General features: G+C 51.2%; 14 protein-coding genes and 1 pseudogene. 8 read left to right on the forward strand and 7 right to left on the reverse strand.

Annotation, left to right across the window (positions count from 1 at the left end; genetic code table 11):
* Positions 1-162 precede the first annotated feature (162 nt).
* The 5 genes from MOQ06_RS04055 to MOQ06_RS04075 all read left to right on the forward strand — a co-directional run bounded on the left by MOQ06_RS04055 (position 163) and on the right by MOQ06_RS04075 (position 4,945).
* Complete coding sequence (locus tag MOQ06_RS04055) at positions 163-1,494, forward strand: MFS transporter (protein ID WP_242171284.1); 1,332 nt, start codon at positions 163-165, stop codon at positions 1,492-1,494.
* Between the two features lie 36 nt (positions 1,495-1,530).
* A complete protein-coding gene (locus MOQ06_RS04060; protein WP_242171291.1) occupies positions 1,531-2,280 on the forward strand; it encodes a glucose 1-dehydrogenase in 750 nt (249 codons plus the stop codon).
* Between the two features lie 12 nt (positions 2,281-2,292).
* Positions 2,293-3,138, forward strand: a complete 846-nt coding sequence (locus tag MOQ06_RS04065) for a transketolase (protein WP_242173210.1) — start codon at positions 2,293-2,295, stop codon at positions 3,136-3,138.
* The gene (locus MOQ06_RS04070) at positions 3,138-4,136 is read left to right on the forward strand and encodes a transketolase family protein (protein ID WP_242171301.1); all 999 of its coding nucleotides are present in this window, start codon (positions 3,138-3,140) and stop codon (positions 4,134-4,136) included. Before MOQ06_RS04065 ends, MOQ06_RS04070 begins: the two co-directional genes overlap by 1 nt.
* Before the next feature lie 74 nt (positions 4,137-4,210).
* Complete coding sequence (locus tag MOQ06_RS04075; protein ID WP_242171304.1) at positions 4,211-4,945, forward strand: class I SAM-dependent methyltransferase; 735 nt, start codon at positions 4,211-4,213, stop codon at positions 4,943-4,945.
* On the opposite strand, the gene MOQ06_RS04080 is transcribed toward MOQ06_RS04075, so the two are convergent.
* Positions 4,939-5,541: a short chain dehydrogenase gene (locus tag MOQ06_RS04080; RefSeq protein WP_242171314.1), complete on the reverse strand. Its 603-nt coding sequence runs from the start codon at positions 5,539-5,541 to the stop codon at positions 4,939-4,941. The genes MOQ06_RS04075 and MOQ06_RS04080 overlap by 7 nt on opposite strands.
* Positions 5,542-5,639: 98 nt before the next feature.
* Between MOQ06_RS04080 and MOQ06_RS04085 the strand changes: the two genes are divergently transcribed.
* The 3 genes and pseudogenes from MOQ06_RS04085 to MOQ06_RS04095 all read left to right on the forward strand — a co-directional run.
* Positions 5,640-6,527 (forward strand): LysR family transcriptional regulator, encoded by an 888-nt coding sequence (locus MOQ06_RS04085; RefSeq protein WP_242171315.1) that lies wholly within the window; start codon positions 5,640-5,642, stop codon positions 6,525-6,527.
* Between the two features lie 20 nt (positions 6,528-6,547).
* Entirely contained in the window at positions 6,548-7,729 is a 1,182-nt protein-coding gene (locus MOQ06_RS04090) for a PLP-dependent aminotransferase family protein (RefSeq protein ID WP_242171318.1), read from the forward strand.
* A gap of 199 nt (positions 7,730-7,928) precedes the next feature.
* Positions 7,929-8,209, forward strand: a pseudogene (locus MOQ06_RS04095) (serine hydrolase); the annotation flags it as partial.
* A 42-nt stretch (positions 8,210-8,251) separates the two neighbouring features.
* Here MOQ06_RS04095 and MOQ06_RS04100 read toward each other — a convergent pair.
* The 6 genes from MOQ06_RS04100 to MOQ06_RS04125 all read right to left on the reverse strand — a co-directional run bounded on the left by MOQ06_RS04100 (position 8,252) and on the right by MOQ06_RS04125 (position 12,321).
* Positions 8,252-8,665, reverse strand: coding sequence for a hypothetical protein (locus tag MOQ06_RS04100; protein WP_193356672.1), 414 nt, complete (start codon positions 8,663-8,665; stop codon positions 8,252-8,254).
* Entirely contained in the window at positions 8,646-10,100 is a 1,455-nt protein-coding gene (locus MOQ06_RS04105; protein ID WP_242171321.1) for a PAAR domain-containing protein, read from the reverse strand. Before MOQ06_RS04105 ends, MOQ06_RS04100 begins: the two co-directional genes overlap by 20 nt.
* Positions 10,101-10,107: 7 nt before the next feature.
* Positions 10,108-10,800 (reverse strand): hypothetical protein, encoded by a 693-nt coding sequence (locus MOQ06_RS04110; protein ID WP_242171323.1) that lies wholly within the window; start codon positions 10,798-10,800, stop codon positions 10,108-10,110.
* A gap of 510 nt (positions 10,801-11,310) precedes the next feature.
* A complete protein-coding gene (locus tag MOQ06_RS04115; protein ID WP_242171329.1) occupies positions 11,311-11,745 on the reverse strand; it encodes a tyrosine-type recombinase/integrase in 435 nt (144 codons plus the stop codon).
* Between the two features lie 24 nt (positions 11,746-11,769).
* On the reverse strand, positions 11,770-12,024 hold the full coding sequence (locus MOQ06_RS04120) for a hypothetical protein (protein ID WP_242171337.1): 255 nt from the start codon (positions 12,022-12,024) through the stop codon (positions 11,770-11,772).
* Entirely contained in the window at positions 12,025-12,321 is a 297-nt protein-coding gene (locus MOQ06_RS04125) for an Arm DNA-binding domain-containing protein (protein ID WP_242171341.1), read from the reverse strand. It abuts the gene before it with no gap.
* Between the last annotated feature and the right edge of the window lie 81 nt (positions 12,322-12,402).

Here is a 12,402-nt window from a genome sequence, read left to right on the forward strand (position 1 = left end):
GGGCAATTTTATGCCGATGTTATTTTTTTGAGCTGTATCGCGAATCAAATTTATCTCAGCAATAAATGAGGTTTATTGAATGGTGTTTCATTCATGAGCCGATATATTGACGTTGAACGCAAAACTAAAACGACTCACGTTGTTCGAATAATGAGGTAAGTTATGTCTCGTATAGAACAAGCTGTCCCCTACATAAATGCTAAAAAAACCAATTACCGTTTCGTTGTGCTGGCATTAATTTTTATTGTTTATGCCATTAACTATGCCGACCGAACAAATATTGGTGCGGTCCTGCCGTTTATCATTGATGAATTTCATATTAATAATTTCGAAGCCGGTGCCATCGCCAGCATGTTCTTTTTGGGATACGCCCTGAGCCAAATTCCGGCGGGCTTTTTTATCGCCAAAAAGGGTATTCGCGGCATGGTGGCGCTGTCGATATTCGGCTTCTCGGCGTTTACCTGGCTGATGGGCACGGCAACCTCGGTTCTTGGGCTGAAGTTTATTCGTCTGGGGCTGGGGTTAACGGAGGGGCCGTGCCCCGTCGGGCTGGCCTCCACCATCAATAACTGGTTTCCACCAAAGGAGAAGGCCACCGCCACCGGCGTCTACATCGCGGCCACCATGTTCGCGCCCATCCTCGTGCCGCCGCTGGCGGTGTGGATCGCCATGACCTGGGGCTGGCGCTGGGTCTTTTTCTCCTTCGCGATCCCCGGCCTGGTCATTGCCGTGGTCTGGTATCTGCTGGTGCGCACCAGGCCGTCCGAGAGCGCATTCGTGTCTAAAGCGGAGCTGGAGACCATTACCGCCGGGCAGGGGACGACAGACGCCAGACGGGAAAATATCGTGATTTCACCGAGGTTTGCGCGTCTCGATCGCCTGATTCGCGTGCGGGAATTAGCCCCGGTGAGCACGGTAAAAGGCCTGTTTACCTCGAAGAATATACTCGGCGACTGTCTGGCCTATTTCATGATGGTGAGCGTGCTCTACGGCCTGCTGACGTGGATCCCGCTCTATCTGGTGAAAGAGAAAGGTTTTACGTTTATGAGCATGGGGCTGGTCGCCAGCATGCCGTGCATCGGCGGCTTTATCGGGGCGATTTTTGGCGGTTACGTATCCGACAAACTGCTCGGTCGCCGGCGTAAGCCGACCATGATGTTTACCGCCATCAGCACCGTTTTAATGATGGTCATTATGCTGAATATTCCGCAAAGCACCGTTGCGGTTTGCGTCGGGCTATTTTTTGTGGGCCTCTGTCTGAATATCGGCTGGCCTGCTTTTACGGCCTACGGCATGGCCGTCGCGGACGGTAAAACCTATCCGATTGCCGCGTCTATTATCAATAGCGGCGGTAATCTCGGCGGATTTGTTTCCCCGATGCTGGCAGGTTATCTGCTGGATAAAACAGGCAGCTTTAATTCTGTGTTTATTTATTTCGGTATTTGCGCGGCCATTGGCTTAATTATGATTATGCTGCTGGAAGAGCCGAAATAAGCAATTAAATCCCTCTTGTCAGAATGGAGTAAATATATGCTACTGAAAGATAAAGTCGCCGTCATTACCGGCGCGGCTTCCGTACGCGGTTTGGGTTTTGCCACGGCTAAATTATATGCCGGGCAGGGTGCGAAGGTAGTGATTATCGATTTAGATGCTGAGGCCAGTCGGGCAGCGGCGGCGAATCTGGGTGAAGAGCATCTGGGCCTTGCGGCGAACGTCAGCAATGAATTACAGGTCAATGCCGCCATTGAGCAGGTGCTGGGAAAATACGGGCGCATCGATATTCTGGTGAATAACGCCGGTATTACTCAGCCGATTAAGCTGATGGATATTAAACGCGAGAATTACGACGCGGTGTTGGACGTCAGCCTGCGCGGCACGCTGCTGATGTCCCAGGCGGTGATCCCCACCATGCGCGCGCAGAAGTCGGGCAGCATTGTCTGCATTTCTTCGGTGTCCGCCCAGCGCGGCGGCGGCATCTTTGGCGGCCCCCACTACAGCGCCGCGAAAGCGGGGGTGCTGGGCCTGGCGAAAGCGATGGCCCGCGAGCTGGGGCCGGATAACGTGCGCGTAAACTGCATCACGCCCGGACTTATCCAGACGGACATCACCGCAGGCAAGCTGAGCGATGAGATGAAAACGTCCATCCTGGCGGGCATTCCGCTTAACCGCCTCGGCGACGCGCAGGATATTGCCCGCGCCGCGCTCTTCCTCGGCAGCGAACTCTCGTCTTACTCCACCGGCATCACGCTCGACGTGAACGGCGGCATGCTGATCCATTAAGGAGACACGATGATGACGGATACCACAGTTCAGCAGGTTGCCGCGGCGGCCTGGCGCATTCGCCGCTACGCGCTGCGCATGGGCGAAGTGCAGGGTCAGGGCTACATCGGGCAGGCGCTGGGCTATGCCGACGTGCTGGCCACCGCGTTTGCCCACGGTATGAACCTCAGGCCGGACGAGCCGGAGTGGGAGGATCGTGACCGCTTTCTGCTCTCCCATGGCCACTACGCTATTGCCTGTTATGCCGCGCTGATCGAAGCGGGAATTATTCCGGAAGAGGAACTCGAAACCTACGGTTCGGACGACAGCCGCCTGCCGATGTCCGGCATGGCGACCTACACGCCGGGCATGGAGATCTCTGGCGGTTCGCTGGGGCAGGGGCTAAGCATCGGCGTCGGCATGGCGCTGGGGCTGAAGCACAGGCAGAGCGCGGCATGGGTCGTTAACTCCATGTCGGACGGTGAGCTTGATGAAGGATCAACCTGGGAAGCGGCGATGTCGGCGGCGCACCATGGCCTGTCGAACCTGATCGTGCTGGTGGACATTAACCGCCAGCAGGCCGACGGCAATTCGCACGCGATCCTCGGCTTTGAGCCGCTGGAGGATAAATGGACCTCGTTCGGCTGGTACGTGCAGCGGGTAAACGGCAACGACGTTCCTGCGCTGGTTGCGGCCTTCGATAACGCTAAGCGCTATCCGGAGAACCAGCCGCGCGTCATTTTGTGCGACACCCTGATGGGCAAGGGCGTGCCGTTCCTCGAACAGCGTGACAAGAACCATTTTATTCGCGTGGAAGCTGACGAGTGGCAAAAGGCACTCGCCGTGCTGGATGCCAACAAACCTGAAGGAGTGCTGTAATGAGCCAGACTACGGAGAAAAAACCGCGTTTAACCACGTCGGCCATGATTGCCTCTATCGCGGAAGAAGGCCAGGAGACGCGCGCCGCGCCGTTTGGCCACGCGCTGGTAAAGCTGGCGGAACAGTGCCCGGAGGTGGTCGGCATGACGGCGGATCTGTCGAAGTACACCGATCTGCATATCTTTGCCCAGGCCTACCCAAATCGATTCTTCCAGATGGGTATGGCAGAGCAGCTGCTGATGGGGGCGGCGGGCGGCATGGCGAAAGAGGGCTTTATTCCTTTCGCCACCACCTACGCCGTCTTCGCCACCCGCCGCGCCTACGACTTTATCCATCAGGTGATTGCCGAAGAGCACCTCAACGTGAAGATCTGCGCGGCGCTGCCGGGGCTGACCACCGGCTACGGCCCGAGCCATCAGGCAACGGAAGATATTGCGATTATGCGCGGTATTCCGGGGATGACGATTCTCGATCCCTGTGACGCGATAGACACCGAGCAGGCGGTGCCGGCGATGGCGGCGCACGATGGCCCGGTCTATATGCGCCTGCTGCGCGGTAAGGTGCCGGTGGTGCTGGATCGGTACGACTACCAGTTTAAAATAGGTAAAGCCGCGCTGCTGGAAGAGGGGAGCGATGTCCTGATCATCGCCTCAGGGCTGATGACCATGCGCGCGCTGGAGGCGGCGAAGCAGCTGCGTAAGGATAACGTCAGCGTGGCGGTACTGCACTCGCCCACGATTAAGCCGCTGGATGAGGAGACCATTCTGGCGCAGGCCGCGAAGCCGGGACGGCTGGTGATAGTGGCGGAAAACCACAGCAGCGTTGGCGGGCTGTGTGAGGCCGTCGCGTCGCTGTTAATGCGCAACCGCGTGAACGTGGATTTCGATACCGTCGCACTGCCGGACGCGTTCCTTGATGCGGGGGCGCTGCCAACCCTGCACGACCGCTACGGGATCTCAACCACCGCTATGGTGGAGAAAATCCGACGCAGGCTTTGATTTATCAGACGGATACGTTGTCAACGGGTGAGGGGTGTTTTACCCTCGCCCCAGTTGCGATAAAGGAGTCCGTCATGGCACAGAACATTTACGACAATCCGGCATTTTTCGAAGGCTATGCTCAGCTGCCGCGCTCGGTGCAGGGTCTGGACGGCGCGCCGGAGTGGCCCGCGCTGAAAAACATGCTGCCGGATTTACACGGCAAATCGGTCATCGATCTCGGCTGTGGCTACGGCTGGTTCTGCCGCGCGGCGCGTGAGCTGGGTGCTTCTGCGGTAACCGGCGTTGATATCTCCGAAAAGATGCTCGCCCGCGCTGCCGGGCTGACCCACGATGGCGGGATTGTTTATCAGCGTAGCGATCTGGAATCGCTGACGCTCAACGAAAACAGCTTCGATCTGGTCTATAGCTCTCTGGCGCTGCACTATCTGCCGGAGCTGGACACCCTCTTTGCTAAGGTTCAGGGCGCGCTCAAGCCCGGCGGCAGCCTGGTCTTCTCCATGGAGCACCCGATTTATACCTGCGCCACCCGTCAGGGCTGGCTGACCGACGACAGCGGCGAGCGCTTCTGGGGCGTGAACCACTATAAGGACGAGGGCCGGCGCGTCAGCAACTGGCTTGCAGACGGGGTTATCAAGTATCACCGCACGCTGGGCACCACGCTTAACGCGCTGATTAAGGCGGGATTAACGATAGGCGAAGTCAACGAGTGGGGGCCAACGCAGGCGCAAATTGAGGCCTGGCCCGCGCTGGCTGAAGAGGCTGAACGTCCGATGCTGGTGCTGATCTCCGCCCGTAAGGCTCAGTAACCCACCTTATACACCCGCCCGGTCTGCACCCCTTCCACGCTGCGGCGGTAGGCCTGCGCCACGCTCGCGGCGGGGATGCTTTCAAAGCCCGGGAAGAATCCGTCATACGCTTCGGCGGATTCGGTCAGCACCGTCGGGCTTATCAGGTTGATGCGGATCCCGCGCGGCAGTTCGCAGGCGGCGGCGCGCACAAACCCTTCCAGCGCAGCGTTTACCGTGGCGGCATTGACCCCCTGGGCAATCGGCTCGTCCGACACAATCCCGCTAATCAGCGTGATCGAGCCGCCCTCGTTCAGATAGTGCTGTCCGGTCAGCGCCAGGCGAACCTGCCCCAGCAGCTTATCCTGCAATCCCTGACTGAAATCGCTGCCCTTCATGGTCGCGAGCGGGCCGAAGTGCACCCCTCCGCTGGCGGAGACGATGGCGTCCACCTGGCCGATCCTGTCGAACAGCGCCTGCACGCTCTCCTGAGAGGTGATATCCACCTGATGCTCGCCCTGCGTGCGGCCCACGCGGATCGTCTCGTGGCGAAGGCTTAACGCTTCCGTTACGGCACGACCGACGGTACCGCTGGCTCCAATAATGACGATTTTCATAGCAGACTCCTTTTAGGTGTGAGCCTTCATTCTTTACTAAAGAAAAAGTCAGATAAACTGGGCTAAAGTTAGATGATTGCTAACCAGAGGTTTGGAATATGGATAAGCTTCGCGGCATGGAGACGTTTATCGCGGTGGTGGAAAGCGGCAGCTTCACCGGCGCGGCGGCACGGCTGGAGATGTCGGCGGTGATGGTCGGGAAGTACATTGCGCAGCTGGAAGCGCAGCTCGGCACGCGGCTGCTGGAGCGAAATACCCGCCGCCAGAGCCTGACGGATGCCGGGCGCGTCTATTTTGAAGAGGCAAGGCGGGTGCTGGAGCAGGTCTCGGCTGCCGAAAGCGCCGTGGAGCGGCTGCGCGCCACGCCTGCCGGAACCCTGCGCGTTACGGCACCCACGTCGTTTGGCGGCTGCGTTATCGCGCCCCTGACCGCCTCGTTTCTGCAGCGTTACCCGGCGGTGCGCATCGAGCTGGATCTCACCAACCGGATGGTGGATCTGGTGGAGGAGGGGGTCGATCTGGCCATTCGCATTGGGGACATTCGCAATGACGATCTGGTGGCGAAATACCTGTGCCCCTACAGCATGGTGATTTGCGCGTCGCCGGACTATCTGGCGCGTCACGGTACGCCGCAAACGCCTGCCGATCTGGTGGATCATCTCTGCCTTTCCCACACGGTATGGACCGCGCGCAATGAATGGCGGCTGCCGGGCGTGGAAGGGGAGGTGCGCTGGAAGCGCGATGCCGTCTTAAGGTGCAACGACGGCTACGGCTTACGCATGGCGGCGCGCGCCGGGGCGGGGCTGCTGCTGCAACCGGAGGTGCTGGTGGCGGAGGAGCTGGCAAGCGGCAGGCTGGTTCGGGTGATGGAGCCGTTTACGCCCGCGCCGAGGCCGGTGCATTTACTGTGGCGTCAGGATTTGCGTCCCCTTCCGAAGCTAACGGAATTTATTGCTCATATTCTGCTAAGATTGGGCACAATATAAAAAAAGAAGGTAATCAAAGCATGTCTGCAAACAAACTCGCCAGCAGCGCGCAGGGCCTGCAATCCTCTGCCATCCGTGAATTATTAAAGCATAGCAAAATGGCGGGCGTGATTTCGCTCGGTGGCGGTATTCCCAATCCCGATCTGTTCGATCGCGAAGGGCTGAAAATCGCCGCGGATGCTGTGTTATCCCAGCATTTTGGCGAGGCGTTCCAGTATGGCCTGACGGAAGGCGTACCGGGGCTGCGCGAAGAAATTCAGCGCATCTGCGAGGGGCGCGGCATTGCCTGTAAAGCCGATGACGTGGTCATTACGTCCGGCTCACAGCAGTCTCTTGACGTGCTGGCGCGTGCGTTAATTAACCCAGGCGATACCGTTGTCGTCGAGCGTCCAACCTATCTCGCCGCGCTGCAGGTATTTGGCCTGGCGCAGGCGAATTTTGAATCCGTTGGTACCGACGGCGACGGTATGAAGGTCGACGAACTTGAGGCCCTGGTGGCAAAGAAAGCCATCAAAGCGGTTTATATCGTGCCCACCTTCGGTAACCCTGGCGGGGTGACGCTCTCCGAAGCGCGGCGCAAGCAGCTGGTTGAATTATCGAAGCGCTATGATTTTGTGATTATCGAAGACGATCCCTACAGCGAAATTAATTACACCGACGACGTGTTCCGCCCGCTGATTGCCCATGCGAAAGATATCGGCAATGAAGATAACGTGGTGTACACCTCGACCTTCTCGAAAATCCTTGCCCCGGGTACCCGCGTGGGCTGGGTGCTGGTGCCGGAGTGGCTGAAGCGCGCGGTGGTGAACCTCAAGCAAACCACCGATCTGCACACCAGCACGCTGTCGCAGCTGATGACGTACGAGTACCTGAAAACCGGTCGTCTGGCGGGACAGATTCAGACGATCCGCGAGGCCTATCGCCAGAAGTACCAGACCTTTGCCGGCGAACTGGAGGCGGAGCTGGGCGATGTGATGACGTTCCACAAGCCGAAAGGCGGCATGTTCCTGTGGGCGAAAATGAACAACGGTATGAATACGACGAAATGGCTGGAAACAACCCTGAGCAACGGGGTGGTGTTCGTGTCGGGTGAGTTCTTCTACTGCAACGAGCCGGATCGCGCGACGCTGCGTATGTCGTTTGTCACGCCAACGGATGAACAGCTGAAGGAAGCGGTTCGACGTTTGAAAAAATCGCTGTAACAGAATGCGCATAGCGGCATCTGCCGCTATGCGCGGTTCGCCTGCTGGATGAACTTATTGCGTTGCGTGGGCAAGCGCGCGGTCAGAGGGATCGCCGCCAGTCGTCCGCGTGACTTCATGAATGCTACAAATTTTCCCCTCGCGCAGTGCGGCAAACATATACACCTCTAACTCCGCCTGGCGACCTTCTGGCTCGTCAGAAGACGTTACGTTTGGCCTGGCTGGCGCGTCAATGCTACTGCCTCGATGACGCCAACGTTCGGTATGCTGGCAAGCCCTCTGACATACGGCCATACAGGATGGACAGGTACACTGACAGCTATAGATCCGGTTAACAATATGGCTATCGTTATACTCGGTAACAGGCCACATTCACCAGTAGCGAATCCTGCTGTGTATCTTAATGTATTTGTCAGTGGTTTATTGCCAGCGGCAACATATGGATGGATTGTTGATCAGGTATATGGGGCGCTGAAATAATCCCGAAAAACAATTAAAAGGGACTCTATTGAGTCCCTTTTTTTAATTATAAATTGCATGTAAAGTAAAACCTACTATCATTGCTGGTATGGAAATAATCCATAATACTGCTTCTATTTTAAAACCAATAGTCAATTTTTTTGGCAAACTATTAATGTAATCATATTGCTCTTTTGTCATATCATGATTAGAAATTTTATTATATGGTAACATTAATGTTTCCATAATAAATCCGATCTTTGCAAAATATGCACCTGGCGTTGCTATTAAACTTGCCTCTTTTGCTAATGCTGCTGTTATTGGCAATCGTGAATATTTGTCAGTATAAAGCGAAACGATTTTCCTGTAGGCTATCTTATTAATAAATGAAATTATCATGATTAATAACATGCCAAACATAGAAAATGCCACTAGAAAAACAATAAAATGTGGATTGTTATTTAAAAAGTTTTTCATAAAGAATTTCCCCTCCAAAAGATTTACCTAAATCTTCAGCTCCTCCTTCAACTAGTTTAGCTGCTCCCATCGAAGCTCCAACCCCTGTAATTAAACATAGGCCAGCGCCTACTGCACCTACCTCAGAAGTTGCTATCCCCAAGATCCACATACAAGCTCCGCGGGCAGCCCATCCACTTGCACCACCAACAGCAGCACTTCCAATTTGCTTAAACCCAAATTTACTATATTCAGTAATAGCTGCTTTACGACATTCACTCTCACGCCCCTTAGAACATGCATCATAGACATTTGAAGTGTAACTTGCAAAATCTAAACCTATTCCTACATAGCCAACAGTTTTCATTATCTTCATAAGTTTGGCTGATTTTTCAATATATGACGCATATCCTTCTATGTTATCAACGCCTGTTCTATCCCAGCGGTGCATTATAGAGCTAGTTGATAAGCCTAATGCTCTTTTAATACTCTGATATTCACCTAAATTTAACTGTGCTTTGGAAAATTTAGTTAAAACCAGATCTAGTTGTTTGAACAATCTTGCTCGTTGACCAAAAAACTCTTGACCTGAAATAACACCGTTATTGCGGTTGTAAGTATTTTTATATAAATCCTCAATTTCTACTAAAATTCTTTTGATTTCTTCGTAATAACTTTTTCCTATTTCACTGATATAGCCTAATCCATCGCCAGCTTTACCTAAATTATCGGCAAAAAGCTGATATGAAAATGCATCTACAGCCCCTCTATTATCATGCAATAACTTTGCTTCCTGAACAGTCAAAGGTTCTAATGCAGCATCAATTCTGTCTCTTGCTCGCTGTAGCGTCTCAACCTGTTCTGGTTCCTGCTTTTCAGGATCGACCACGATTAATATTGAGCCAGGCTTTTTCTTCATTTCTGGATTCAGTTGAGAATAGAGTTCTCGTGCTCCCGCTGGCGGCGTAGTGAAAAGATACGGTTCATAAGATGAGGGAGTCTCGCCATAGGGCAGTACGCAAAACCCTGCGTCTGCGGGTTCACGCTCCTCCTGCCGTACTGTAGGCGCTTCAGCAGGTTCTGTAACTGGGGCAACAGGTTTTGGTGCTGGTGATGATTTTGAGTGTACCGGGGAAGTGAGCCGGGTAGCACTCACAGAACTTTTAATAGCTTCAGATTCAAATCCGTAAATGCAATCACTAAAAGAGTTTATAAAATAGCATTTGCAGGGACACGTTCCCTTGCTATGTGCAGTTCCGGCTGCCTGAACACCATATATAAAATAATTGGGGATACCTCCTGCGATATGATAAACTTTTTTATCCGCACCACAAATATACTTATCACCCTTCCGTGCTGTAGCCTGGCCATGTATAGAATGAGTATCACATCCTTCTATAATACTACCACCACAAGTGGTTTTATCACCACGCACTAAAAAATATCCAGTACCCATAATGCTCTCACTTAATTAAAGTTAAATTTGCTGGATTATTGAAAATCCATTTTTTTTTCCAAGTGGTAATATATTGACAATCGTCTATGCTGTTAGATTCCGATAAATTTAAATTATTATATGCAATTAAGGCTTGCTCCATAATGATTTTACTATTCGAGCTTGAGTGCAATTCAGTATAATCTTTGAAATTTGCAAATCTTGCTTTCCAGTATTTTTCAAAGTAGTCAACGACGCTTGAAGGTATTCTTAATATCGCATGGCCTTCTCCATTTGCTACAGCATTGGTATTATAGGTTATCGGAATTGTAACCTGTGCGAGGTGATAACCCGAATAAAGTAATTGATTATCTTTATTTGCCCAAAAACCTGCACTAAGTAATATATTATAATCATCAGTGTTTTTAACTCTCTGATTATGAATCATCATTTCTTTAATATTCAACTCATTCAAAGAATAAACCAACCATTTTTCTCTGAATGTTTTATCCAGATGAATGCTGTATATTGCCGCTTCTATTCTGGAACAAAACACCATGATCCCTTCCAATCCTTCATGGTATTTCCTCCAGAGAGGCTCTAACATTTGTTCTTGTTTATTTGTATTTCTGTTATATAAATCAACAACACGTCCAAGGACCCATAATTTATGTTGGCATATATATTGATGGATGGTTTTATCTTCCTGAAAAAAATACATGCGTGATTCATCTCCTTTCATTAAAAGCTGAGCGTCACACATTTCCATTATTTAATAATGTGGTAACGATCACACTAACAATAAAAAAAGCTTGGATTTTTTCATTAAAATTCAGGCCATAAATTGGTGTTCCATTAATAATCATCACGCAAATGATTCAGAGAGATTTTTGGTTCTCGACTATCTTTTCAATTTCTCTAAGCCCGTCAACTGATAATAATAAACTTATAGCCCTTACCCATTTTTCAGTTGTTTCGCGTTTCTCAATGAGATAATCATATTAATAATAATGTTCTTTACTGATTTTTTTTGTTTACATACTGGTTTACAATGTCACGTTCCTTTTCAGTAAAATGCAGCATGCCAGACAGAGTTTTAAATGTACGGCGTAAATCTCGCATCGTGAATGGTTTGTCAAAATGCCTTCTGGTAAAATCATTAATATGCTTATTCCATGCATTACTATTAAGGCCAACTGTTGGCTTTTCAATACTGATAACGGAACTTCCCTTAATTTTTGTTGTATATCTTCAGTTGTTCTTCATAGTTAACATTAGGAAACAAGTAATCACTTTCTGGATATCGCGACGCTTGTTCGTCCAGAATTTGTTTTGCTTTGTCACATACAAATATAATTGTTCCGAACCCTGTTTTTGAGAGTTCTTTAGCCAGAACAATTTTATTTTGTTCCAGGTTAAACCTGCTTTTTTGTAAGTGACATAACTCAAATGGACGCTGCCCACATGTATAGATACCCAGCTCAATTAAAGCATGCACATCCGTTGGCAGTACGTATTTTTCATTTGCAAGTAGGGTTAACAAATTTTGCAATTCTTTAAAATCGAGATAACGCTCTCCGGGTGTTCCCGCTTTGAAATTATGAACATTCCGGACAGGATTTTGAGAAATCTGAAACTGCATCCCGTTAGAAACTGAATCGCTCATGGGATCGTTATCAGCTACAACACCCTACTCATACAGCGCATGAAGTTTATTTCTTACTTCCTTTGCTCTGAACATAAAATCTTGCTTTGTCCAGTGCTGTATGCAGCGTGTGATCTGCACAGATGTAATTTCATTTGCTATTTCGTCGCCAGTAAACAGCTTTAGTTTGATTAACTGTTCTAAGGGTGCGCCATACTGACCGATTGTACTGCGATGGCCTGAGCGCGATTTAAACGCAATGAAAGCGCTGAACAGTTCGCGCAGTGCTCCGGTGCGCATTTATTTACCCATTGCGTCAGAACGCGCCTGGTGCGCCATACCTGCCAGTTCAGCATAACGTTGTGTCGCCTGTTCGAGCGTGAAATGAGGCCAGTCTCCCAGGGTTTTAAACTTACGTTTGCCGCCAGCCTGAAAACGATAAACGAAAGATTTACGTCCTGAAGGGAAAATTTTGATACCTAACCGTCCGGCTCCCCTTGTACCGTCGTCACGGAAAACATAGTAAGCTGAATTTTTTGCGCGTAGTCCGCCGATCGCACTATCATTTAACCGTATCGTTGCTTTCTCCTTTTGCATAAGTGGTGCATACAATTTGCATAACAGCGGGTGTTGTTGTGGGTACTGTTACGTTGAAATCGTATGCATTCACTTGGAATT

This window comes from Enterobacter sp. I4, assembly GCF_022669095.1.
GTDB classification, from domain to species: Bacteria; Pseudomonadota; Gammaproteobacteria; order Enterobacterales; family Enterobacteriaceae; genus Enterobacter; species Enterobacter pasteurii.